A 22,197-nucleotide genomic window follows, 5' to 3' on the forward strand; every position below is an offset into this window, starting at 1 on the left:
AACGTAACGGCAATATCCGGTCAAATAGAATGAGCGTCTCCCTCCATCCGGCAAAGTCGCTGACTCGTTCGACGTGCTGGCCGGGGTGCTGGGCCCGAACATCGAAAACCTGCCGGTCGGGGCGCTTATGCTCGCGTTCATGGAGCAGAGGGAAGTCCTGAAGCGAGTGATCGGCATCCTCACCGAGGCCGGCGAGATCCAGCGACTCCTCGAAGAGGACGTGGAGCGCGACGACGTCGACATGGAGGGCAGCGTCGTGACCGCCCTGCTGAACGAGACGATGCCGCGCATCGCGATCCCCGGGGACGCCACCGTCGAGGAGATGGCCGCCCTGATCGGCCGTGAAGTGGGCGGCGCGGTCGAGCAGTTGGTCGGCGCCTTCACGCTCGCCTACACCATGCTGGCGCGGGTGCACGATTCCGGGCAGACCGACGTCTCCTCCACCGACGTGCTGCGTGACCTCGCCCTGCAGGCCGAGAGCGGCCCCTCGGACGACTCCGGGGACGACGCCACCGAGCTCTGAACGGCCGCCGCACCGGCCGAAAACCCGGTGCGGCAGCCCACCGCCGGCCCCACCCTGGTCCCCAAGACCGCACCGCAGTACGAGATCCGGGCCCGGCACACCGACACCACCGTCACCGTCTACCAGGCGTACGCGCCGCGCATCGGCCTGCCCGCCGCCCGCGACGGACGCTTCCCGCCCGCGTGGAAGCGCGACCGGATGACGTGGATCAAGCCCAGCTTCCTCTGGATGATGTACCGCTGCGGGTGGGCCGCCAAGGAGGGGCAGGAGACGGTCCTCGCCGTCGAGATCGTCCGCGAGGGCTTCGACTGGGCCCTGGAGCACGCGGAACTCTCCCACTACGTACGGGGCCTCCACCCGGACCGCGCCACCTGGCGCCGTTCCCTGCGCCGCGCCCCCGCCCGGGTCCAGTGGGACCCCGAACGCGACCTGCGGCTGAACCGGCTCCCGTACCGCTCCCTCCAACTCGGCCTGGCAGGCGAGGCGGCGGCGCGGTACGCGGACGAGTGGACCGTCTCCGTCACCGACGTCACCCCGCTCGCCCGGGAGATCCACCACCTGGTCCGCGCCGGAGACCTCGACGGGGCGAGCGCCCTGCTGCCGGTGGAGACGCCGTACGCCGGGGGAGCGGGGGCACGGGCGCCGCGCGATCTCAGCTCGCGGGGATTTCCGCTCCCTCGTCGGTCTCCGCCGCTTCCGGTGTCTCCGCCTCCTCCGGCGGCTCCGCCTCTCCCGGCAGGGTGAAGGTGAAGCGGGTGCCCGAGGCGACGGTGGTGTCCACGGCGATGGCCCCGCCGTGGTGCTCGACGATCTTCTTGCAGAGCGCCAGACCGATGCCGTTGCCCTCATAGCTCTCGCGGGTGTGCAGCCGCTGGAAGATGACGAAGACGCGCTCGGCGTACTCGGGCGCGATGCCGATGCCGTTGTCGGTCACCGAGATCTCCCAGAACGGGCGTTGCGCCTCCTCGCTCCCGCCGCGAGCCGGGTTCGGCACCCGGCGGGCGGCGACGTGGACGGCGGGCGCGATGCCGGGTGCGCGGAACTTGAGCGCGTTGGCGATGAGGTTCTGCAGGACCAGGCCGAGCTGGGTCGGCTGCCCGTGGACCGTGGGCAGGTCCTCGTAGGTGACGGTGGCACCGGTCTGCTGGACGGCGACGTCCAGGTCCCCGACCGTCCGCCGCACCAGGCTGCCCAGCTCCACGGGCTGGTCGTCGGTGTGGAGGCGGCCGACGCGGGAGAAGGTGAGCAGGTCGTTGATGAGGTGCTGCATGCGGTTGGCGCCGTCGACGGCGAAGGAGATGTACTGCTTCGCCCGGTCGTCGAGCTGCTCGGCGTACCGCCGCTCCAGCAGCTGGCAGAAGCTCGCCACCTTGCGCAGCGGCTCCTGGAGGTCGTGTGAGGCGACGTACGCGAACTGCTCCAGCTCCTCGTTGGACCGGCGCAGTTCCACGGTCTGGGCGTCCAGCACGGCCCGCGCCCGGTCCTTGAGGTCGAGGTCCTCCGCGAGGCGCCGCCGCATGGCGTCCACGTCGGAGGCGAGGACCTGGATGTCGGCGGGGCCGGTGGGGACCAGCATGTGGGTGTAGTCACCGGAGGCGACCTGGCGGACGTCGGCCCGCAGCCGGTCCAGCGGTCGCTGCACCCCGAGCCGGAGGCCGGCGAAGGCCAGAGCCATCAGGGCCAGTACGACAGCGGCGATGACCACGAAGACCGTGTTCCGCATCTCCCGTACGGACGCCAGATCCGTCCGGGCCCGGTCGCGCTCGGCGGAGATGTGGTCCTGCTGGACCCCGAGAGCGGCGCGCAGGGTGTCGAACTGGGCCCGGCCGTCCTCCGCCCGCTCCCTGGCCAGGGCGGTGGGGTCGGCGGCCGCGGCGATGGGCCGGGCGACGGAGGTGTGCCACTTGTCCGTGAGTTCGCTCACCCGGGCGAGATCGGCCGAGGCACGGGGGTCGGTCGCCGTGAGGCCGGCGAGCTGCTCCATCGCTTTCCCCTGCTGGGCCAGGCCGTCGCGGTAGGGCGTGAGGAACTGGGTGTCGCCCGCCAGGCCGTACCCGCGGATTCCGGTCTCCTGGTTGACCAGCGCGGCCTCCAGGCGCACCGAGGAGATGAGTGCGGGGGACCAGCGGTCGGCGAGCCGTTGGTTGACCGCCGTGGAGCGCATCAGAGCCCAGGTGCCGCAACTGCCGAGGACGAGCAGCACCACCAGGGCGACGGTGGTACCCGTGCCGAGCCAGCGGCTGGTGCTCCAGCCGGCCCGCTCCCGGGCCGGGGGGAGATCGGCCGGCCGGGAACCCTCTTCGGCGCTCTGCACGGTGGTTTGCCTCTCTCTGACGCGGGAAACGGTGGGTGGATCACGGACTCCGGTACCCACCGGAGCGCGGGTCACCCTACCCCGCCGACAACGCAGGTTGTCGTGGAGCTTCCTCTCCGACTACGGTGCGCCCATGACAGTGGAGACCTCGGCGCCTCCCGGGACCGACGCGCTCGCCGACCGCGCGCGCCGCGCGGTCGCGGACCTGGCACAGCGCCTGGCGCTGGAGCCCGGCGCGGTCCCGGCCGACGAGGGCCCGGGCGGCGGTGGAGCCCCGGCCGACGAGACGTGGACCGACCCCCTGGCCTCGCTGCGGGCGCTGGCCGTCCTCAGCCGCGCGGTGGACGAGTGCGCCGCGGCCGCGGCCAGGGCGGCCGCCGACGGGGGAGCCGGATACCCGCAGCTGGGCAGCGCCTGGGGCGTCAGCCGGCAGGGTGCCCGCAAACGCTGGCCCGGTCTGGTCTTCACCGCACGCCCCTCCTCCCGCCCCCTGCCCAACGATCTCCGGAGCCCCCACATGAACGGCCTTGCACCCCGGCGCAGCTACACCGTCCTGCTCGTGGAGGACGACGTGGCCGACGCCATGCTCATCGAGGAGGCCCTGATCGAGCGCGGGATGGCGCGGGAGATCAACCGGGTGGACGACGGGGTGTCCGCCCTGGAGTACCTCCGCGACCCCGCGAACGACCGTCCGGACCTGATCGTGCTCGACCTCAACATGCCCCGGATGAACGGCCGCGAGCTGCTCAGCGTGCTCAAGAACGACGAGCAGCTCTCCAGCATCCCGATCGTCGTCCTCACCACCTCGGCCGCCCCCGACGACGTCCAGGACGCCTACACCCAGCACGCCAACGCCTACGTCACCAAGCCGGTCAACCTCGACGACTTCGTGCGGACCGTCCAGAGCATCGACAGCTTCTTCCTGGAGACCGCGGTCACCCCGCAGCAGCCTCCCCACGGCAGCTGAGAACCGCCGGTCCCGGACGCGGACCGCGGTGGAGCGGTACCCGCCGGGTCCGCGTACCGCGTCCGCAGTACACGGCCCGGCGGCCGTACCTCTCAAGGAGGCCGGGGGGTTCCGCCCTCCGGCCCCGGGCGCGGCCGTCCGGTCCCCGTAGGGTCGTGCCATGGAGACCTCTACCGCACGACGGCTCCGGTGGCGCCCCCGCGGGCGCGGCCGGTGGGCGGCGGCCGTCGCGGCGCTCGTCGTGCTCGCCGGCGCGGGCACCTGGACCGCCGTGGCCGACGACACCGAGCCCGCCGTGCACCGCCAGGACCGGACGGTCCGTGACCGCGGAGTGTCCCTGGACACGTCGTACTTCACCGCCGACGGCGGTGGGAGGCGCCCCGCCGTCCTCCTCGGCCACGGATTCGGCGGCAGCAAGGACGACGTGCGCGGCGAGGCCGAGAAGCTCGCGGCGGACGGGTACGCGGTCCTCACCTGGTCCGCGCGCGGCTTCGGCAGGTCCAGCGGCGAGATCGGCCTCAACGACCCGGACGCCGAGGTCGCGGACGTCTCCCGCCTCATCGACTGGCTCGCCGCCCGGCCCGAGGTGATGCTCGACGGCGAGGGCGACCCCCGCGTCGGTGTCACCGGCGCCTCCTACGGCGGGGCGGTCGCCCTCCTCGCCGCCGGGTACGACGACCGGGTGGACGCCGTCGCACCCGTCATCACCTACTGGAACCTCGCCGACGCGCTCTTCCCCGACGGGGTGTTCAAGAAGCTCTGGGCCGGGATCTTCGTCAGCAGCGGCGGCGGCTGCGAGAAGTTCGAGAAGCGGCTCTGCGCGATGTACGAACGCGTCGCGGCGAGCGGCGCACCGGACGCCGAGGCACGCGCCCTGCTGACGGAACGTTCCCCCTCGGCCGTCGCCGACCACATCGACGTGCCCACCCTCATCGTGCAGGGCCAGACCGACTCCCTCTTCCCGCTCGGCCAGGCCGACGCCATGGCGAAGGCCGTCGCGGACAACGGCGCCCCGGTCTCCGTCGACTGGATCGCCGGCGGCCACGACGGCGGCGACACCGAGGAGACCCGGGTCCAGAACCGGATCGGCGCCTGGTTCGACCGCTACCTCAAGGACGACCGGGGCGCCGACACCGGCCCCGCCTTCCGCGTCACCCGCACCGGCGGCGTCGACTCCACCGACGGGGCCGCCCTCACCCGGGGCGCGAGCGCCGGCTCCTACCCCGGACTGCGCGGCGGCACCGAGGAGTTCGCCCTCCGCGGGGGCACCGCAACCGTCCGCAACCCGGCCGGAGGAAGCCCGCCCGCGATCTCCGCCGTCCCCGGCCTCGGCGCCGGACTCTCCCAGCTCTCCTCCCTCGGCGTCGGCCTCTCCCTCGACTTCCCCGGGCAGCACGCCACCTTCGACACCGCGCCGCTGAAGTCCTCGGTACGCGCCACCGGCACCCCCACCGTGCGGGTCACCGTCAAGGCCCGCAGCGGCGACGCCGTCCTCTTCGGCAAGGTCTACGACGTCTCCCCGGACGGCGGGCGCCAAGAGCTCCCCTCCCAGCTCGTCGCTCCCTTCCGCATCACCCCCGACCAGCAGGGCGAGCCCGTCGAGCTCACGCTGCCCGCCGTGGACCACGCCTTCGACGCCGGACACCGGATGCGCCTGGTGCTCTCCGCCACCGATCTCGGTTACGCGTCCCCGGCCGAACCGGACACGTACACCGTGACCGTCGACGGACCGCTCTCGGTACCCACCGACGCCGGGCTGACCGCCGCAGCCACCGGACTGCCCTGGTGGACCTGGGGACTGCCGGCCGCCGCCCTCGTGGTGGCCGCCCTACTCCTGCTCGGCGCGCGCCGCCGCACCGCGACGCCCGCACCGGACCCCGCGCTCGCGGGCGTACCGCTGCGGATCACCGGCCTCACGAAGAAGTACGCGGGCGCCTCGGACCGGTACGCCGTCCAGGACCTGGGCTTCCGCGTCGAACAGGGCCAGGTGCTCGGGCTCCTCGGTCCCAACGGCGCCGGGAAGACCACCACCCTGCGGATGCTGATGGGCCTCATCACCCCCGACGCCGGCGAGATCCGCGTCTTCGGGCAGGCCGTCCGCCCCGGTGCCCCGGTACTCTCCCGGGTCGGCGCGTTCGTCGAAGGGGCCGGCTTCCTGCCGCACCTGACCGGCCGCGCCAACCTGGAGCTGTACTGGCAGGCCACCGGCCGCCCGGCCGAGGACTCCCGCATGGACGAGGCGCTGGAGATCGCGGGCCTCGGCGACGCGCTGGCCCGCGCCGTCCGCACCTACTCCCAGGGCATGCGCCAGCGCCTCGCCATCGCCCAGGCGATGCTCGGCATGCCCGACCTCCTCATCCTCGACGAACCGACCAACGGCCTCGACCCGCCCCAGATCCGCGAGATGCGGGACGTGATGATCCGGTACGCGGCCGGCGGCCGGACCGTCATCGTCTCCAGCCACCTCCTCTCCGAGGTCGAGCAGTCCTGCACCCACCTCGTCGTCATGGACCGGGGACGGCTCGTGCAGGCGGGCCCGGTCGACGAGATCACCGGCTCCGGCGACATGCTGCTCGTCACCACCGCCGACGAGGTTCCCGAGCCGGTGCTCCACAAGATCGAGGCGCTCGCCGGCATCACCTCGGCCGTACGGACCGAGGACGGACGCGGGCTGCTGGTCCGGCTCGACGGCGCCACCACCTCCACGCTGATCACCGAACTCGTCCGGCTCGACGTGCCGCTCACCGGCGTCGGACCGCACCGCCGCCTGGAGGACGCCTTCCTCACCCTGATCTCCGGAGGCACCGCATGAGTGACGTCCTCACCGGTCCCGGCGGCCCGGCCTCCGGTTCCGCCCCCGCACCCGGCCCTCAGGCGCCCGGCTACCACCCCCGGCGCACCCTTCCGCTGCGCGTCGAGGCGATGCGCCAGCTCCGTCGCCGCCGCACCCTGCTGATGGGCGGGGTGCTCGCCGCCCTCCCCTTCGTCCTGATCATCGCCTTCGCGATCGGCGGCACCCCCGGCTCCCAGGGAGGATCCGCCGCCGACCGGATCAACCTGATGGACACCGCGACCGCATCGGCCGCCAACTTCGCCGCCGTCAACCTGTTCGTCTCGGCCGGCTTCCTGCTGGTGGTGCCGGTCGCGCTGTTCTGCGGCGACACCGTCGCCTCGGAGGCGAGCTGGTCCTCGCTGCGCTACCTCCTGGCCGCGCCGGTGCCCCGCATGCGGCTGCTCCGGAGCAAGCTGATCGTCGCCCTCGGCTTCAGCCTCGCCGCGATGGTGCTGCTCCCGCTGGTCGCCCTCGTGGCCGGGGGAGCCGCCTACGGCTGGGGACCACTCCAGCTCCCCACCGGCGGCCAACTCGCCCCGTCCGCCGCCCTGCCCCGCCTCGCGCTCGTCGTCGCCTTCGTCTTCGTCTCGCAACTCGTCACCGCAGCACTGGCGTTCTGGCTGTCGACGAGGACGGACGCCCCGCTCGGCGCGGTGGGCGGCGCGGTCGGCCTGACCATCGTCGGCAACGTCCTGGACGCGGTCACCGCGCTGGGCCACTGGCGGGACTTCCTGCCCGCGCACTGGCAGTTCGCGTGGGCGGACGCCCTCCAGCCCCAACTGGAGTGGAGCGGCATGGTCAAGGGCGCGGCCGTATCGGTGACCTATGCCCTGATCCTGTTCGCCCTGGCCTTCCGGGGGTTCAGTCGTAAGGACATCGTGTCCTGAACCTGATGTTCCGCCGTCCGGCCGACGGCCGGGCCCCCTCCGTCACCGCATCGAGACTCATCCGCAACCCGTTCGAGGGCTCCGGGCAGACCCCCCGCACGTCACATTCACAGATGTCGACGATGGGGGCAGAGATGAAGCACAGCACACCGACACGTCCGGCCGGCCGGGCACGGGCGGGCGCGGCGTTCGGCGCACTGCTGGCGGTGGGGGCGCTGCTGGCCGGCTGCTCGGGGACGGGCGGCGGGCACGCCTCCGACGCACGCGCCCCCGACGCGCGCGGCGGCTCAGCCGGCACGACCGCCCCCGTGCCCCCGGGGCAGCAGGAGAAGCGGGACCGGGCCGCCGCCCCCGACTACCTGTCCACCTTCGCGCTCGACGTGGACACCGCCAGCTACGGCTACGCCCGACGCGTCCTCGGCGACGGGCGGCTCCCCTCGCCCGAGACCGTGCGGCCCGAGGAGTTCGTCAACAGCTTCAAGCAGGGGTACGAGCGCCCCCGCGGCAACGGCTTCTCCGTCAGCGTCGACGGGGCACGGACCGGCGGCGGGGCGGACGACTGGTCCCTGCTGCGGGTCGGCCTGGCGACCAGGGCCGCCGACGACACCGCCGTGCGGCCGCCCGCCGCCCTCACCTTCGTCGTGGACATCTCCGGATCCATGGCCGAGACCGGCCGCCTCGACCTCGTGCGCACCTCGCTCGCCTATCTCACCGAGCAGCTGCGTGACGACGACTCCGTCGCCCTGGTCACCTTCAGCGACGAGGCGGAGACCGTGTTCCCGATGACCGCGCTGCGCGGCCACCGGACCGATATCCGCGAAGCCGTCGACTCGCTGCGCACCGCCAGCTCCACCAACGTCGCCGCCGGAGTCGAGCGCGGCTACGACGAGGCCGTCCAGGGCCGCCGCGAGGGCGCCACCAACCGGGTCGTGCTCCTCTCCGACGCACTCGCCAACACCGGGGAGACCGATGCGGACGCGATCCTGGAGCGGATCGACAGCTCACGGCGCGAGTACGGCATCACCCTCTTCGGGGTCGGCGTCGGGAGCGACTACGGCGACGCGCTGATGGAGCGGCTCGCCGACAAGGGCGACGGCAACACCACCTACGTCGCCGACGAGACCCAGGCCCGCAAGGTCTTCGTCGACCAGCTCCCCGCCCACGTCGACCTGCGCGCCCGCGACGCCAAGGCGCAGGTGGAGTTCGACCGGGAGACCGTCCAGCAGTTCAAGCTGATCGGGTACGAGAACCGGGCCGTCGCCGACGAGGACTTCCGCGACGACAGCGTGGACGGCGGCGAGGTCGGCCCCGGCCACACGGTGACCGCGCTCTACGCCGTACGCCTGCGCGAGGGGGCGAGCGGCCACGTCGCCACCGCCACCGTGCGCTGGCTCGACCCCGCGACCCGCGAGGCGCACGAGCGGACCGGCTCGGTGGAGACCGGGGCGATCGACGGGGCACTCTGGAACGGCTCCGACGAGCGCCTCCAGGTGGCCGCGGCGGCCGCCTACTTCGCGGACATCCTGCGCGGCGGCACCCTCCCCGGCACGCCGGGGCTGAGCGAACTCGCCTCCCGGACACGGAAACTGGCCGCGGAGACCGGGGACGGCTCGGTGAGCAAGCTGGCCGACGCCATCGACCAGGCCGCCGGACTCAAGGGCGCGGAGCCCGGTGCGCGGAGCGCCCCGGCCGAGGGGGAGATGGACTGACGGAGCCGGCGGGACGGTACCCGGCCGCCCGGGCCCGCCCCGCCGCCCTTCCTACACGTTCGGCACCTTGAGCTTCGCCCAGCTCGACGCTCCCGGGATGCCGTCGGCGGAACCGCCGCTGTACCCCAGCTTGCGCTGCCAGGCGGCGTACGAGGCCCGGTCGGCGGTCGACCAGGAGGGCCCGGGCCCGACCGCGTACCGCCCGCAGCCCTCCGCCACGAGCCGCCGGCCCATGGCCGTGATGATCGGACTCCTGCGCCCCGCCGTGAAGAACGCGGACCCCGGGAACGGCTCGTACGCCGGCGGCGGTGGCTTCTCCGGCGCCGCGCCGAGCCGGACGGCGATCCGGTCACGCATCGCGGACATCGGGAAGCCGCGCGGGTCCACCTTCCCCGGCTGCCACTCCAGATGTCCGATCACGGAGCGCTCGGACCACTTGTGCGTCCGGCAGATCGCCGCCGAGGCCCGCTCGATCGCCAGCAACTGCGCGGCCGGCCAGGGATCCTGGCCGTCACCGAGGTTGACGCACTCGAAGCCGTAGAAACGGGCGTTCCCGTCCGTGTTGGCCTCGTTGTCGGCGGGGAGCGCCGCCGCCTCGGCGATCACCGCGCGCAGCACGTCGTCGTCGCCGAGCCCGGCGTGGTTGGCACGGCCGTGGCCCACCATGTGGACCGTGCCCCCCTTGTCGATGACCCCGTGGCAGAGCGGCCCGGGGAGCTCCGAGTGGCCGGAGTAGCAGAGCTCCACCGAAGCCGCGGTGCCCGAGGTGACGGTGTGATGGATCATCACACCGTTGACCGGGCCCCAAGGCCCTTTGTGATCACGGTTGTTGGTGCGCCAGCTCTTGTACTCCACGACGTTCAGGCCTTCGTCGCGGAGAGCTTTGAGCAGGATGTCGGCGGTCAAGGGGGTTGCCATGGCGGTGCTCCCTCGGTGCGGCTTCGTCTGCGCGGTCGTACGGGAAATCATGCCCCTCCGTAACCGCGTCGGAACCCTCGGTCACGATCCCGTGGGGCGCGCAGCGTAGCGCGCGCCCCACGGGATCGTGGACCGAGGACCGGATCCACGCCCTACCGGGTGACCCGCACCCGCGCCCGCAGCGGCAGCTCCACCGAGGAGCGCCCCACCGCGAACGCGTACGACCCCGGCAGGACGGTCCAGCCGTCGTCCGCCGACCGCCAGACGGCCAGCGACGTGCGGGGGACGTCCAGCACGACGGTGGTGGAACGGCCCGGCTCCAGGCTCACCTTGGCGAACGCCTTCAGTTGCGCCGAGGGCTCGCCCGCGGCCGCCGGGAAGGTGACGTAGAGCTGTACGACCTCGCTGCCCGCCCGGGAGCCCGTGTTGCGCACCCGCACGGTCGCCCGGTGGCCGGAGGCACCACGCTCCACCCGCAGCCCGGACAGGGCGAACGAGGTGTACGACAGCCCGTGGCCGAACGGGAAGAGCGGCTGCTCGCCGGAGCTCTGGTACCAGCGGTACCCGACGGCCAGCCCTTCGTCGTAGTAGACCTGCTTGCCGTCGCCGGGGAACTCCACCTGCCGCTTGGCCGGCCCCTGCGTCTCCGTCGCCGGGAAGGTCTCCGGGAGCCGGCCGCCGGGCTCCGCGTCGCCGAAGAGCATCGCGGCGACCGCGTTGCCCTGCTCCTGGCCCCCGTACCAGTTGGCGATCACCGCCGGGACGGACGACAGCCACGGCATCAGTACGGCTCCCGAGGTGTTGAGCACCACGACGGTACGGGGATTGGCGGCCGCGACGGCGGCGATCAGCTCGTCCTGGTCGGCGGCGAGGGCGAGGGTCGAGCGGTCCATGCTCTCGGCGGTCACGTCCACCACGACGACCACCGCGACCTCGGCCGCCGCCGCCACGGCCGCCGCCTCGGCGATCAGCCGGTCCTGCCCCGGCTGGTGGCCCACCCGCAGGCTCGGCGTGCCGCCGGTGTGACGGTAGGTCACCTCAATGGAGTGCGGACCCTCCGTCAGCGTCACGAAGCCGTTCTGGACCACCTCGGCGCCGGTCGCGTACTCCGCCACCACCGCCCCGTCGATCGTCAGCACCACCGCGCCGCCGCCGCCCAGCGAGAACCGGTAACGCCCCGCGACGGACGCCGTGTACGTACCGCTGTACCGCGCCGACCAGGCGCCGGTCCGGCCGCTCACCGGCGCCGGCGCGCCCGTCCAGTCGAGCCGGTCGGTGGTCGTGGTGGCGAGGACCGTACCGGTGAGGTCCCCCGAGGCGTAGTAGACGGCCCGCAGACCCGCGCCGAGCGCCGCGGCCGGAACCACGGGCAACGCGCCGACCCCCAGGGTGCCGCGCGCGTAGGTCACCGGGACACTCCCCGCGCGGGCCGTGATCCCGGCGAGCGGGGTCACCACCCCGCCGTACGCGTTGACGCTGCCCGAACCACCGCCGTGCGACCGGTACCCGGCACCCGCCGCGTCCCCGATCACCGCCACGGACCCCGGCGCGGCGAACGGCAGCACCCCACCTGCGTTCTTCAGCAGCACACTCCCCTCCACCCCGATCCGACGGGCGAGCGTCCGGTTCTCCTCGGTCGAGACGACCGTGTCCAGCACCGTCAGGGGATCGGGGAGCGGATGGTCGAAGAGCCCGACCCGGTACATCGCCGTCAGCACCTGCACCGCCATGGTGTCGAGCGCCCGCTCCGTGACCGCGCCCCGCGCCACCGCCGAGGCGAGCGCCGCCCCGAAGTACGTCGATCCGGGCATCTCCGTGGTGGCGCCCGCCTCCGCGGTCCGTACCGTGCTGTGGGTACCTCCCCAGTCCGACATCACGATGCCGTCGAACCCCCAGCCGTCCCGCAGCACGTCCTGGACCAGCGTCCGGTTCTCGTGCGTCCAGACGCCGTTGACCTTGTTGTACGCGGTCATCACCGCGCCCACACCCCCCTCCTGGACGGCGGCGCGGAACGCCGGGAAGTAGATCTCGTGCAGGGCCCGCGAGGAGACCACCGCGTCGATGGAATGGCGCAGGGTCTCCTGGTTGTTGGCCGCGAAGTGCTTCACCGTCGCCATGACGTGGTGCGACTGGATGCCCCGGACGACCGGGCCGGCCAACGCCGCGTTGAGGTGCGGATCCTCGGTGAACGTCTCGAAGGACCGGCCCCACCGGGGAGTCCGCAGGATGTTGACGCACGGACCGAGCGCCACGTTGTGACCCTTGGCCGCCTGCTCGCCGCCGTACGCCCGCCCGTACGTCTCCGCCGCCGCCGGGTCCCAGGTCGCCGCCAGCGCCTTCGAACACGGCCACTGGGTCACCCCCGTCGAACCGTTGCCCACCCCGCTCGGCCCGTCCGCCAGGATGGTCGCGGGGATGCCGAGGCGCTCGTTGCCCACCACCTTGCCGACGTACCCGGGCCGGGCGACCTGCTCCTTGACGTTCACCCCGTGCAGCAGCGCGATCTTCTCGTCCGTCGTCATCCGGGCGACCAGATCCACGGCCTTCGCCCGCGCCGCAGCCGTTCCCGGCTGCGCCACGGGGCCGACCGTCACGGGCGCGCCCCCTTCCGGGACCGGACCGCCGGAACCCGCACTCCTGTGCGTGTGCGCGTGCGTGTTCCTCTCCGCGGCCCCGGCCCCGGCCCCGGATCCCACCGCGCCGAGACCGGCGGCTACCACGCCCGAACTCCCCAGTCTCAGCAGCGAACGACGACTGACCTGCATGGCCTCTCCCGGTGCTCGAATGCCAGGAACCTAACGGCCGGTGGCACGTACGCCCGGGAGACATCACGGTGACCGCCCTTCCGGTACACCGATGCAGCCATGGGGGTGACAAGTCACCCGGCACGCGGGGGTACTGCTGGACGACGGTGGCGGGCCGTCAGGGCGCCGCCCGAGCATCAGCAGCCCGAACCCGGCACCGATGGCCGGTCAATCACCTGAGTTGACGCCACACGCACGGATGACTTCTTCATCCGCCGCCCCGGGATTCCCGGGCAGACGTGTAGGACCACCCCGTGCGGTGACTACTTTTACGGGTGTTCGGGCTCGATAAGGAGTGCTTCCCGCAGCCCGTGCGGTAGGCAGGAAACGTGACACCGTGACCGACCACCGCTGCGCGCTCACCCCCCGTCCATTCCGAGGATCGCGAGGCATGATGACCACGTCCACCACCGAACCGCCGACTCTGGTGCCGGTCGAGAAAAGAACTCCGGGCAGTGTGGTGATCACCTGGCTCACCACGACCGACCACAAGAAGATCGGGCACCTCTATCTCGTCGCCGCATTCCTGTTCTTCGCGGTGGGCGGAGTGATGGCGCTCCTGCTGCGTGCGGAACTGGCGCGGCCCGGTCTGCAGATCCTGTCGTCCGAGCAGTACAATCAGACGTTCACCCTGCACGGCACGATCATGTTGCTGCTGTTCGCCACTCCGACCTTCGCCGGTTTCGCCAACGCGATCATGCCGCTCCAAATCGGTTCCCCCGACGTGGCGTTCCCCCGCCTGAACATGCTGTCGTTCTGGCTCTTCCTCTTCGGCGGTCTCATCGTCCTCGGAAGTCTGCTCACCACCCAGGGTGCGGCGGACTTCGGGTGGACGGCCTACACGCCCCTGAGCGGGGAAGAGCGTTCACCCTCCGTCGGCTCCGACCTGTGGATCATGGGGCTGGCCCTGTCGGGGTTCGGGACCATCCTGGGAGCCGTCAACTTCATCACCACGATCATCTGCATGCGCGCCCCGGGCATGACCATGTTCCGCATGCCGATCTTCACCTGGAACATCCTGTTCACGTCGGTGCTGGTGCTGCTCGCCTTCCCCGTACTCGCCGCGAGCCTCCTCGTCCTGGAGGCCGACCGGCGGTTCGGCGCGCAGGTGTTCAACCCGGGGAACGGGGGCGCCATCCTGTGGCAACACCTGTTCTGGTTCTTCGGCCACCCCGAGGTCTACATCATCGCGCTGCCCTTCTTCGGCATCGTGACGGAGATCATTCCGGCTTTCGCCCGCAAACCGATTTTCGGCTACGTGGGTCTGGTCGCGGCGACCATCGCCATCACGGGCCTCTCCGTGACGGTATGGGCCCACCACATGTTCGCCACCGGCGCGGTACTCCTGCCGTTCTTCTCGTTCATGACCTTCCTGATCGCCGTACCGACCGGGGTGAAGTTCTTCAACTGGATCGGCACGATGTGGAAGGGCTCGCTCTCCTTCGAGACGCCGATGCTGTGGTCCGTCGGCTTCCTGGTCACCTTCCTCTTCGGCGGACTGACCGGCATCATCCTGGCCTCACCGCCCCTCGACTTCCACGTGACCGACAGCTATTTCGTGGTGGCCCACTTCCACTACGTCGTCTTCGGGACGGTCGTCTTCGCCATGTTCGCCGGATTCCATTTCTGGTGGCCCAAGATGACCGGAACCATGCTCGACGAGCGCCTCGGGAAAATCCACTTCTGGACGCTCTTCGTCGGCTTCCACACCACTTTCCTCGTCCAGCACTGGCTGGGCGCCGAAGGAATGCCGCGACGCTACGCGGACTACCTCGCCGCCGACGGCTTCACCGCGCTCAACACCCTCTCCAGCATCGGCGCCTTCCTCCTGGGCGCCTCCACCCTGCCGTTCCTCTACAACGTGTGGAAGACGGCCAAGACCGGCGAACGCGTCACCGTCGACGACCCGTGGGGGTACGGCCGGTCCCTGGAATGGGCCACCTCCTGCCCGCCCCCGCGGCACAACTTCGTCACGATGCCCCGCATCCGGTCGGAGTCGCCCGCGTTCGACCTGCACCACCCCGGCGTCACCCGGCTGGACCACGCGCACACCGCGGGCCGGCGCGACGTCATCGAGCCCGGCGAGGGAGTCGCCTCGCCGATGGGTGACGAGGGGAAGAAGACCTGAGGGCCCTGAGCCCTGCCCTGAGCCTTGAGCCATGAGAGCCCTGAGAGCCCGCAGAGCCCTGTGTCCTGCGCTGCCGCCCCCGCACCCTGCGGGGACGGGGGCGGCAGCGGGGCGGAGACTCAGCGCGATGGTGTGGGTGTGGTCCGGTGCCCACGCGCGGTGTCTCCCGCACGCTCTTCCTTCCGCAACGCGGCTCCCAGCGTCAGGGACACCACCGCGAGCACGATGAGGACGGTCCCCGTGGCCACGTTGATGATCTGCTGCGCGTTGTCGAACGTCTCCGCCTTCTGCAGACCCAGGATCCAGGGCGAGGCCACGAGCCACCCCCCTGCCGCCAGCACGGTCCAGTCGCTCCAGGGGCCCGCGTGCCGGCTGAACCTGGCGAGGACGACCAGCAGCACGACGATGCCGACGGCCAGTTCGTTGCGGTGGGCGTCCTTCGCCGCGTCGGGGCCGTCGCCCCATATCCAGGGCGCGAAGCAGAGGACGATCGCGGTCACCATCATGAGCCAGGTCATGATCTGCTCGCGCCAACCGTGCAGCAGAGCCAACCGGTCATGGCGCGCTCTCTGTTCGTACGAGGAAAGTGTCGGTACCGACATGGCGCTCCTCCGTGTCGTGTCCCTGGTGCGTCCGGATCGCCGACGGTGAGGCAGCCCTCTCAGGGGACCCCCGACCCGGGCGATGCCGATGCCGCGGCGGCATGGACCCGCCGGCGCGGTGCGCCCGTGTCCCCGGCGCCGGTACGCCGTACTGCCGCCCGCCAGTGTCCGAGCACCGCCTGTGACCGCGTCCGTACCGGCCGTACGCCGCAGGCACTGCGTGCCCGTGAGGCCTCGCCCGCCGGCTGCCCGTCCGAGCCGCACCGTGCGTGCCGCTCCAGTATGGGACGGCGTTCCCGACTCCGCGCCCTCACGCCGGTGGGGCCCTGCGGGCACACCGGGGGCGCTCCACCCCCCCTGCGGCGAAACCGTCCTTGCCGGCCCGCCTACCGGCCGAGGAGAGCGGTGCGGGAAGCGAACCGGCCAGGCTCTTCCCTCACCCATCACGGCCGGCCCTGTAGTCCTGTCTCGTTTCGGGTGCCCATGCATCTCATGGACGCGCACGACGTGTGGCGGCTAAAGGCACGTGCTGGGGGTACCCGTCCGAACATGGTTGCTTTGGGTGCCTACCGCTCATACCACGGCGCAACGACGGTGTGGGCCTTCGTGGTTGCCGTTCTCATCGTGCTCGTGGCGGGTTGGTACATCCGACGTCGGAGGTAGGAACGACTCGTGCCGGCCTGCCTTCTCGGGGCTGTCAGGGCCCTCCTGCGACGGGTCGTTCGCGCCTTCGGCTGACCCACCGTGCGCCCGACGGTGTCGCAGATCGCCGCCGTCCGCCTCACCCCACGTCCGCCTGCTGCTCGTCCGGCCGAAAGCCCCACCTCGTATGGGACTCGGCCCCAGCGGTGAGGCCCCGCTGACAGCCGTACGACCCCCGACGTCTCTTCGACCGTCGGTGGAACGTCCGGAGGTCGGCACGCGCCCCTCGGAACCTGCCCTGACCAGCGAAAAGCCCTCCCGATGGGGAGGGCTCTCGACAGTGCCCCGGCAGGACTCGAACCTGCGGCCAAGCGCTTAGAAGGCGCCTGCTGCATTGCGGCCCGCACGCTGTCTGACCTGCTGCTCAGCGTGACTGTCTCGCCCTTGCGACGGGTCTTCGGCACACATTCGACTGGCGGCTCTGCCTCCTCCGGCGCTTCCGACTGGCCGGGGCCTACTACCGATTGATCGGGATCTCGTAGACGATCTCGCAGTGCGCGACCGGCACCACGATGTCGGCGGTCTCGACGGGCCGGCCCTGGTCGGAGTAGTACGTCCGGCGGATGTGCGTCACGTACGCGCCGTTCTGGATGCCGAGGAGTGACGCCTCCTCCGCGGTGGCCCCGCGCGGCTCCGGCTGTTCCACTGCGTGCCCGACGGTGATGCCGATGACGGCCATCCGGTTCACCACGCCGACCCCGGCGTGCGGGCCTCCCTCGGGGAGGACGACGAGTGTGCCGACCGTGAGTTCGTACGGCTCCCAACTCGTCGACAGCTGCACTGGCCGCCCGTTCGCCAGGAACTCGTACACCGTCCGGACGCACAGATCACCCTCGGCGATACCGAGACGCGCCGCGATGTCCGCCGGCGCCGGGACCTTCACGTCGGACCGGCTCTCCCAGTCGCTCTGCCTGCCCACGGCCTTCATGTCCGCCCGGAACGGTGAACCGTCCGGCTGCTCGCGCGCCGAAGAGCGGACCATCCGAACGCGCTCCCTGGGTTCGGCCACGTAGGTGCCCGACCCCGCGCGGCCCTCCAGCAGGCCATGGGAGATCAGTAGTTCCTGCGCCCGGCGCACCACGTTCTCGCCCACGCCGTACTCCTGGCCGATCTGGGCGCGCGACGGCAGGCGGTCTCCGGGTTCCCAGACGTGCTCTGCGATCCGCCGCCGCAGCTCGTCGGCGATGCGGAGATAAGGCGCTTGCTCAGGCATATGGAAAATCTAGTCCACTAGCCCTAATCTAGTTAACTAGCTTCACTCAAAGTGATCGCTGTTAACGGAGGCTGCCTGTGCCCAGCTCGGGAGTAAGTGCGGCGTCGATCGCTGCTCGGCTGTCCGCCCTCGGGCTGCGCCCACGCATCAAAGAGCACGCCCGGTACACGGCGGTCGAAGCGACGGTCCCGGAATCCCTGCCGGCCGAGTCCTGGGGCGCGGTCCTGGCGGCGGTGGGCGAGGCGGACCGATTCGGGCTCCTCGCCACCAGTTCTCACGTCCGCACCCTCTGGGCGGTCGTACGCAAAGCGGTCTCCACGACGGGCTATGTCGGGGGGCCGGGCTATCAGCGATAGGAGCCGAACAGCATGTTCAACCGTATCCGCCGTACCCTCTCGATCACTAAGGGCGGGCACGCATTCAAGGGTCGCCATCGTCGGCCGGAAGCCCTCACCCGGCTGGCGGGCGGAACCAGCGTTGCGGCACCCGCCCACGCGCCGAGGGCCAACCAGGACTCGGACGGCGACAGCGGGCGCCACCGGTACGCGCTCGCGGGAGAGGACTCCGCGCTCGTCCGCCCGTACGTTCTGGCGGCTTGGGAGAAGCACACGCAGCCTCGTTCGCTGTTCGTGGCTCCCCACCTGTCGGCCTCGGCCTGGTCGTCGCTCACGGGGGCATCCTGATGGCTCCTCCCTCTCTGAGGGGCGTTCGCGCGCCGATCGAGGCCCCTCCCTACCGATCGGCCACCTGCCGGATCGGGACCCACGACACCTTTACGGAGTCTCCGGCGTTGCTCGTACCCATTGCCCTCCCCTTGGTCTACGAGGTGTGCGCTTGCCCCTGCCGCGCGTCGTCCAACAGGCCGGCACAGACGGAGCCCCAACTGTGAGGGGGCACGGAACCGGGCGACTCCTGGCGTCGCACGTGGACATCACCTCGACCACCGTCTTGTGCGGAGACATCATCCAAGTCGGCGGCCGGGCCTGCCGAGTGACCAACCTCCTCCAACTGCCGCAAGGAGCCAAGCAACTTCTTCTCGACTCCGGTGAACTCCTGACGATGCACCCGCGGACCCACTTCGTCGCCGTGCGCATGATGAGAAGGCGGTGACCCGACGGTGCCCTTCCGCCATCGCGAAATCGCCGACGATCTGAGGCAGCAGATCACGACCGGCCGTATCGGCCCCGGCGAACGCCTCTCGTCCGAGCCTGCGTTGGCCGCGCACTACGCGGTGAGCACGGGAACTCTGCGACGTGCTCTCTCCGTACTCCAAGGGGAAGGACTCATTGACAAGTTCCACGGCCGAGGCAACTTTGTTCGCCGTCCTCTGCGCAGGTTCATGTACGTCGGAGGGTGGGGGACGTTCGCCCCGTGGACCACTGCGGACGCCTCGCTTCGAGTCACTGTTCGCACTGCGACGATTCCAGCACAAGGGCTTCTGGCCGGCTTGCTGGACGTGCCCACTGGCACCCCCCTGCGGAGATTGTCTGCGTCAGCCACGAGGGGGCATCACCCCTCGGCCTGGCGCGGATATACCTCTTGCACGACCTGGCCCCCGTCGGCTAGCTGGGCGAGGAGTCCTCGTACGAGCAGATGGCCAAGAGGTTCGCCGTCCTGAGTTCATCGCCGGACGAGGTCCGCGAGACGGTCTGCGCCCGCCCGCCGACCCCGGAGGAAGTCTCGGCCCTGCGGATCAGTCCCACCGCGGCAGTCCTCGCTATCACGCGCACTGCCACCGACTCCGCTGGACGCGTCGTGGAAGCCGCGCCTCTGGCCTTTCCCGGGGACCGTACCGACGCGGTCTTCACCGCCCACCACGCCGCCAGTGAGAGGCAGTCGCATCGATGACTGAACAGAACGAACTACGTCTTGTCCCGTGGTCAAGCCCGGAGGGGAAGCCTTGCTACCTCAGCACCGACGACAGCGACAGCCACATGTCCCGCTTGGCGGACGACGTGGAGGCCAACCAACTCGATTGGTCAGCAAGGCTGTTGAAGAGTGCATTCGACCCCGTTGTCGGCAACGGAAGCTTGGACGATCTGCGATTGCTGGTGAAGGAGCTGTCCGGAGCACTACGTGACGTACTTCGTGTGGCAGTCGGCCGCGGCCCTTCCGGCGGAGAGTGAGCCCCGTTCTGCCTGAACGGAGCACCCACGCTCACGAACGCAAAGGTCCCAAACCATGATCGTTGGAGGGTCTTCGTATTCGTGGGCGTGGATACGCGGCCGTGCGACACCAGCTACGCAAGTTCGATCAACCGGGCTCAATGGTCGGCCGCTGGGCCACGACCACTTCGTCCCGAAGCAACAGTAGTGGCCGCCCGACCTTGGAACGGTGCCGGTGCCACCTGCACTGATGGTCCGCGACCGTTCGCGCATGTGCTCGGCTGTTCGTGGGCGTTGTCACGCAGTTTAGACACTAATCTTGCGCCTCTGACTCGCCAAGTGCGCCCAATGTGAGGGGAGATCCGCAGCGTTCGCACGGGCGATACCACGCGCTCCGGGCGTCCCCCAGCAGCATCCAACTGGCTTCGTCTAGGTGTCGGGCGTCGCCGACCATGAGGCCGCAGTGCTCGTTCCCGTGGAAAACCTCGCGGCTCCCTGCAGCGCTGGAGCGCACCAACACCGCCGGTTCTCCGAAGCGATCGACACCTTCGTCTGCGTAGCAGGCCTGCATGTACTCCGTCGCGTCGCGTTGGTCAGATGCACTGGTATAGGGCAGCTCTCGTCCTCGCATACTGAACCTCCATCTAGGCCATAGCGTCATCACTTCGTACTACATGTCCATCGCAAGCGACATCTCAGATCACTCTTTGGACTTCAACTCTTCCTTAAACTCGACCTCTTGATCGATCATCCAAGAGAAAACGTTCAAGAAGTTCGGTTTTTTGAAATCACCCCCAGTATTCGAGGCTCGCGTCTGCAGGATGGCAGAAATAAAGCCGCGAATTTGGATAAGGAATCCCATTGGATGGTCATCCGAAACGCCAATCGGCATATCCATGACTAGCTTCTTGATCAGTCTATGCATCACCTCGTATCGAGTCAGGAAATCAGGGTGGGACTCTCCCCCGGAAAGCCAAGTGTCATTAGCGTGAGAAAGAGCTACCAAGCCAATCATGGATCCACCGACAGCGCGATAAATGCGACTGCGACTGACATTGTCAGACAGTACCCCGGACAAGAGAAGGAATGACCCGACGTCGGCCTCAAGTTCCTCCACCTGGTCCTCATTGAGTGCGGAAGTGAGATTACTCCACCCGATGCGATCCAACCAATCAGTCACAGCACCTCTCGCCGCTTGTGTGTGCCGAAAGGCAGAATCCGTGTGCCCAAGCATGTGATGGCAATACTCATGCCCAATTGCGAACTCCTCGATGGCCAATACCAAGTTATGGTGCTCACCTTGAGTCCTTTGTTTCGGCAGCTCAATTTGTAGGGGATGTGTAGCTACTACGTGACGGTTGGCGGCCCATGTCTGGACCTCTCGATCGGTAACTTCGATCGGCTCAAAAGCCGCACGTTCAAGTTCCTCAACGATCATTTCAGTCACGGCGGTATCGTCATAATTCCAGTCAACCTCCCTGCCTGCTGCCCTAATTGCGTCATAGAAATGACTGAAAAGTGTACTGTAAATCATGGCTGCGAGGGTAAATCCATAGTTCAGCTCAATAATCCCTGCCCCTCGAAAGGAGGAGGCCTCTGCGTTGACATCTCCTTTAAAGGAACGCGCAACGAAAATGTTGCGCATCGTGGCCATCCACTCTACCGGAGCGCTTTCAAGAAGGTTCTTGGCTGCGATGTCAAGCTCGGGACAGTTGGAGCGATCCGGCTTCCAAGCTAAAAACTCGGAATATTTGTCACCTTCGATAAGATTCTGGTGACCAGATTGCTCAAATAGGGTCTTCCAGAAATTCTCCTCAGGATTTCCGCAATCTACAAAGAACTGTTTACGGGATTTCTCAATTCTCCACATTTCCCCTCCAGTGTTTAATCTGAAATTAATCAGAACACGCCCGAAACCTAGCTCGCGATCTTCCAGCGTCCCGCGATTCAAGTTGTACCTTGCCGCTGCCGGGCCTGGGGGTGACTTCCAGAAAGTTCCTGCGCCTTGTACGAACGACCTTGACGCCCTGGGGCCGTGACCGCTCGGCTCTGCCTGCGTCGAAGATGGTCGGGATGGAGGCCCCACAACGCTCACCCCGCTCCGGCCGGCACTCGCGAACGGTGCGATACCGAGCAGCAGAAAGATGTGACCGACCGCATCGACGCTCACGTGTCCGCCGCACGACTTCGGGCACGGAACGGGCACGCGACACCTAGGCAGGTCCAGACAACAAACCAAGGCCCGGGGCGATGACTTGGGCCTTAACCGTGGAGCGGGTGACGAGAATCGAACTCGCACTCTGAGCCTGGGAATCACGGCCTTCCCAGGCCGGTCGTGCAGCTGACCGGCCCCGAGAGTTCCTCGCCGTTGCTGCGACGCCCGCTGTAGGGCACCGGTGTTGACCGTGGTTCACCTGGCTATCTGGCAGGAATCTGGCACGCCCCAAAACCGGCAGGATCCACTGGGCTGGCGGACGTGTCCCAAGCTGGGC

General features: G+C 69.6%; 16 protein-coding genes, 1 tRNA gene and 1 pseudogene. 11 read left to right on the top strand and 7 right to left on the bottom strand.

Going from position 1 to position 22,197, the window contains the following annotated elements:
- Positions 1-127 precede the first annotated feature (127 nt).
- The gene (locus PZB77_RS20915) at positions 128-523 is read left to right on the top strand and encodes a hypothetical protein (protein WP_275494146.1); all 396 of its coding nucleotides are present in this window, start codon (positions 128-130) and stop codon (positions 521-523) included.
- Positions 524-550: 27 nt separating this feature from the next.
- Positions 551-1,267 carry a DUF4291 domain-containing protein gene (locus PZB77_RS20920; protein ID WP_275494147.1) on the top strand — a complete coding sequence of 239 codons (717 nt, stop codon included), beginning with the start codon at positions 551-553 and terminating at the stop codon, positions 1,265-1,267.
- On the opposite strand, the gene PZB77_RS20925 is transcribed toward PZB77_RS20920, so the two are convergent.
- Positions 1,176-2,837 carry an ATP-binding protein gene (locus tag PZB77_RS20925; RefSeq protein WP_275494148.1) on the bottom strand — a complete coding sequence of 554 codons (1,662 nt, stop codon included), beginning with the start codon at positions 2,835-2,837 and terminating at the stop codon, positions 1,176-1,178. The two genes, PZB77_RS20920 and PZB77_RS20925, sit on opposite strands and share 92 nt — an antisense overlap.
- A 133-nt stretch (positions 2,838-2,970) precedes the next feature.
- On the opposite strand from PZB77_RS20925, the gene PZB77_RS20930 reads away from it, so the two are divergent.
- The 4 genes from PZB77_RS20930 to PZB77_RS20945 all read left to right on the top strand — a co-directional run bounded on the left by PZB77_RS20930 (position 2,971) and on the right by PZB77_RS20945 (position 9,233).
- A complete protein-coding gene (locus PZB77_RS20930) occupies positions 2,971-3,804 on the top strand; it encodes a response regulator (protein ID WP_275494149.1) in 834 nt (277 codons plus the stop codon).
- A gap of 160 nt (positions 3,805-3,964) precedes the next feature.
- The gene (locus PZB77_RS20935) at positions 3,965-6,616 is read left to right on the top strand and encodes an alpha/beta fold hydrolase (protein ID WP_275494150.1); all 2,652 of its coding nucleotides are present in this window, start codon (positions 3,965-3,967) and stop codon (positions 6,614-6,616) included.
- The gene (locus PZB77_RS20940; protein WP_275494151.1) at positions 6,613-7,524 is read left to right on the top strand and encodes an ABC transporter permease; all 912 of its coding nucleotides are present in this window, start codon (positions 6,613-6,615) and stop codon (positions 7,522-7,524) included. The genes PZB77_RS20935 and PZB77_RS20940 overlap by 4 nt, the downstream gene beginning before the upstream one ends.
- A gap of 134 nt (positions 7,525-7,658) precedes the next feature.
- Positions 7,659-9,233 (top strand): von Willebrand factor type A domain-containing protein, encoded by a 1,575-nt coding sequence (locus PZB77_RS20945; RefSeq protein WP_275494152.1) that lies wholly within the window; start codon positions 7,659-7,661, stop codon positions 9,231-9,233.
- Positions 9,234-9,284: 51 nt separating this feature from the next.
- Here the strand turns inward: PZB77_RS20945 and PZB77_RS20950 are convergent, their stop codons facing one another.
- Together PZB77_RS20950 and PZB77_RS20955 are read right to left on the bottom strand one after the other, a co-directional pair.
- Positions 9,285-10,151 (bottom strand): peptidoglycan-binding protein, encoded by an 867-nt coding sequence (locus PZB77_RS20950; protein ID WP_275494153.1) that lies wholly within the window; start codon positions 10,149-10,151, stop codon positions 9,285-9,287.
- 152 nt (positions 10,152-10,303) lie between these two features.
- Complete coding sequence (locus PZB77_RS20955) at positions 10,304-12,745, bottom strand: glycoside hydrolase family 3 C-terminal domain-containing protein (protein WP_275494154.1); 2,442 nt, start codon at positions 12,743-12,745, stop codon at positions 10,304-10,306.
- Positions 12,746-13,349: 604 nt separating this feature from the next.
- On the opposite strand from PZB77_RS20955, the gene ctaD reads away from it, so the two are divergent.
- Entirely contained in the window at positions 13,350-15,083 is a 1,734-nt protein-coding gene (gene ctaD, locus PZB77_RS20960; RefSeq protein ID WP_275496149.1) for a cytochrome c oxidase subunit I, read from the top strand.
- A gap of 119 nt (positions 15,084-15,202) precedes the next feature.
- Here the strand turns inward: ctaD and PZB77_RS20965 are convergent, their stop codons facing one another.
- The 3 genes from PZB77_RS20965 to PZB77_RS20975 form a co-directional block, all read right to left on the bottom strand.
- Positions 15,203-15,685 carry an SPW repeat protein gene (locus tag PZB77_RS20965; protein ID WP_275494155.1) on the bottom strand — a complete coding sequence of 161 codons (483 nt, stop codon included), beginning with the start codon at positions 15,683-15,685 and terminating at the stop codon, positions 15,203-15,205.
- A gap of 982 nt (positions 15,686-16,667) precedes the next feature.
- Positions 16,668-16,757, bottom strand: a tRNA-Arg gene (locus tag PZB77_RS20970).
- 87 nt (positions 16,758-16,844) lie between these two features.
- A complete protein-coding gene (locus PZB77_RS20975) occupies positions 16,845-17,600 on the bottom strand; it encodes a GntR family transcriptional regulator (protein WP_275494156.1) in 756 nt (251 codons plus the stop codon).
- A 77-nt stretch (positions 17,601-17,677) separates the two neighbouring features.
- On the opposite strand from PZB77_RS20975, the gene PZB77_RS20980 reads away from it, so the two are divergent.
- From PZB77_RS20980 to PZB77_RS20995, 4 genes and pseudogenes are all read left to right on the top strand, one after another.
- Positions 17,678-17,956: a hypothetical protein gene (locus PZB77_RS20980; protein ID WP_275494157.1), complete on the top strand. Its 279-nt coding sequence runs from the start codon at positions 17,678-17,680 to the stop codon at positions 17,954-17,956.
- 12 nt (positions 17,957-17,968) lie between these two features.
- Positions 17,969-18,283, top strand: a complete 315-nt coding sequence (locus PZB77_RS20985) for a hypothetical protein (RefSeq protein ID WP_275494158.1) — start codon at positions 17,969-17,971, stop codon at positions 18,281-18,283.
- Positions 18,284-18,512: 229 nt separating this feature from the next.
- A complete protein-coding gene (locus tag PZB77_RS20990; RefSeq protein WP_275496150.1) occupies positions 18,513-18,710 on the top strand; it encodes a hypothetical protein in 198 nt (65 codons plus the stop codon).
- 7 nt (positions 18,711-18,717) lie between these two features.
- Positions 18,718-19,448, top strand: a pseudogene (locus tag PZB77_RS20995) (GntR family transcriptional regulator).
- 957 nt (positions 19,449-20,405) lie between these two features.
- Here the strand turns inward: PZB77_RS20995 and PZB77_RS21005 are convergent.
- Positions 20,406-21,656 carry a hypothetical protein gene (locus PZB77_RS21005; RefSeq protein WP_275494160.1) on the bottom strand — a complete coding sequence of 417 codons (1,251 nt, stop codon included), beginning with the start codon at positions 21,654-21,656 and terminating at the stop codon, positions 20,406-20,408.
- Between the last annotated feature and the right edge of the window lie 541 nt (positions 21,657-22,197).

Source organism: Streptomyces sp. AM 2-1-1, assembly GCF_029167645.1.
Lineage (GTDB): Bacteria > Actinomycetota > Actinomycetes > Streptomycetales > Streptomycetaceae > Streptomyces.